This is a genomic window from Acinetobacter sp. YH12099, from assembly GCF_013419195.1.
Taxonomy (GTDB): domain Bacteria; phylum Pseudomonadota; class Gammaproteobacteria; order Pseudomonadales; family Moraxellaceae; genus Acinetobacter; species Acinetobacter towneri.
In genome coordinates, this window is sequence record NZ_VPAP01000049.1 from 1 (window position 1) to 2,180 (window position 2,180).

2 protein-coding genes and 1 pseudogene are annotated in these 2,180 nt (G+C 42.5%); 1 reads left to right on the plus strand and 2 read right to left on the minus strand.

Annotation, left to right across the window (positions count from 1 at the left end; all coding sequences use genetic code 11):
- The first annotated feature begins 565 nt into the window (after positions 1-565).
- Positions 566-1,453 (plus strand): Mph(E)/Mph(G) family macrolide 2'-phosphotransferase, encoded by an 888-nt coding sequence (gene mph / locus FTU39_RS13675; RefSeq protein WP_071830579.1) that lies wholly within the window; start codon positions 566-568, stop codon positions 1,451-1,453.
- Between the two features lie 73 nt (positions 1,454-1,526).
- Here mph and FTU39_RS13680 read toward each other — a convergent pair whose 3' ends face one another.
- Together FTU39_RS13680 and FTU39_RS13685 are read right to left on the minus strand one after the other, a co-directional pair.
- Positions 1,527-1,991 (minus strand): ATP-binding protein, encoded by a 465-nt coding sequence (locus tag FTU39_RS13680; RefSeq protein WP_071830580.1) that lies wholly within the window; start codon positions 1,989-1,991, stop codon positions 1,527-1,529.
- Between the two features lie 67 nt (positions 1,992-2,058).
- Positions 2,059-2,180: pseudogene (locus FTU39_RS13685) on the minus strand (hypothetical protein); the annotation flags it as partial.

The following is a 2,180-nucleotide window of genomic DNA, read 5'->3' on the forward strand; positions in this document are numbered from 1 at the left end:
GTAAATTTTCAGCGTTGCTGGCTCCCCGTCAGCCGGATTGGGTTGCATCGCAGGGGTGTCGAAAGAGTCAACTGCGGTCCAAAGCTGTTGGACTTGGGTGAAAAGGGCGTTTATTCTTCCTATACGTGAACCGCATCCTACGGAATGAGTAACCCTTGCCCTATTGTGAGTAGAACGTCGTATAATTCAAACGAAAGCAGTTAATAGGTATGAAATATCACAGCACAAAAGAGCGACAGGACATGTTTAGATGATGTTATTATAAAATAATAACATCATGGATGAATAAAAAATAATTTTCTATCTTTACAACTATGTTATACTTCTATGATAAGGCTATGATGGCAAAGCCTTGGTTTTCCTAATCAAATAGTCGCCGAGATGGCTTCAATGCGACAGTAGGTCTACTGTCTCACAATTAATTCATGTATCAGATTTTTGTTCCCTGATGGGAAGTGTTATCCATACGAAAAGAATATGGGTAAAGTGTTACACCTGTATATGACATTCAGAATGTCCTGTCGGGGGAACTGGTACCAATTTAATAAAAGAAAACAGTATAGAAATGACAATCGAAGATATGCAAACATTAGCCCTAGAGCATGGGCTGAGAATTTCGGAAGAGATGAGCGTCAATGAGATGGGCATCGACTTTAGAGTTGCCTTTGTAAAGGAAGTAAACGGTGAGAACTGGGTACTCCGTATACCTCGAAGAAGCGATATGCTTGAACAAATCGAAAATGAAAGTAGAATATTGGATTTAGCCAAAAGAAACCTGTCGATCAATGTCCCTGATTGGAAAATTGTATCGGAGCGCCTAATAGCCTACCCTTTACTGGAGGATGCGCCTGCTCTGACATTCGATGCGATAACACATGAGGTTTCTTGGAACATAGATCGCGATAGCATAGCTTATGTGGAGTCTCTGGCAAAATCATTGGCCGAATTACATCGTATTACAGCTGACGATGTGAGAAAGAGCAACTTGAAAATAATGACTCCAAGTGAATTGAGGACCGAAATAGCTGACCGTATCCACTTGGTGAAATCTGAGATAGGTATCAGCGAGCCGTTGGAAAACAGATACCGTAGATGGTTGGACAATGACCCTTTGTGGCCTGAATTCACTTGTTTCATCCATGGCGATCTCTATGCAGGGCATGTCTTAACCTCGAAGGAAGGTAAGACCTCTGGTATCATAGATTGGTCTACTGCGCATATGGGTGATCCTGCACTGGACTTTTCTGGTCACGTATCGGTTTTTGGAGAGGATAGCCTGAAGAGTTTGATAACGGAGTATGCTAAACAAGGCGGAACGATATGGGATAGGCTCTACGAACAATCTATAGAGAGGGCTGCTGCAGCTCCATTAGCATATGGCGCTTTTGCGGTAGAGTGCAACGACGATAATCATATCAATGCCGCCAGAGCAGCCTTAGGTATTGTTCAATAAAATGATGTGAGGATACTTTTTTAAATGCTAAAATAGGAGTTCGATTGGTGCCACTTAAGAGTATCATTGATTTCTATTTTAGCCAGTATCCTCCACTTTTAGGAGCTCCTCGAAACTCGATTTTATGATCATCTCTTAAGATTTTGAGCCACCGCTCTACTATCTTGACAGGAACTAATAGCTCGTTTACTAAAAATGGTGCACGCTTTCCTGGATTAGTTCTTATCTGATTAAATAGTAGATTTACTCCCTCACTTACTCCCTCATTAGATTCGAAAAGTAGCTTTGATGAGACAATAACTCGAAAACCGTGCTGGAAATTTTCAAAGACAGGGGGACGCAGACCATAGGATGCGAAGCCTTCTTGGATTCGTTTGATGCCTGACCCATATTTTTCAATAAAATGCGCTTCTTTGAACGTGGCAGATATCCTTTTATTGCGCGCCCATGGCGAGTAATCTTCACGAAGAAGCTGATCAATCGTTAAGTTATCAGCTAAACCACCTGGATTGAAAAACTCTATGGAATTGTAATACACCCTGATTATGGAATCGGCAAATTAATTTGGACTTGGGTGAAAAGGGCGTTTATTCTTCCTATTACGTTGTCGGCAGCGGGCCAAAAAGGAATACGTCCATGCCCATCGAGGTGAAACCGGCTGTGAGCGCGGGTTCAAGCATATAGCCCGACAGGCGCGTATCCTTGCCGATCACGACACGATGGCGGT

What these genes read in the sequence shown, in the direction of transcription:
- mph (WP_071830579.1), top strand. Translation starts at nt 566, where the DNA reads ATGACAATCGAAGATATGCAAACATTAGCCCTAGAGCATGGGCTGAGA.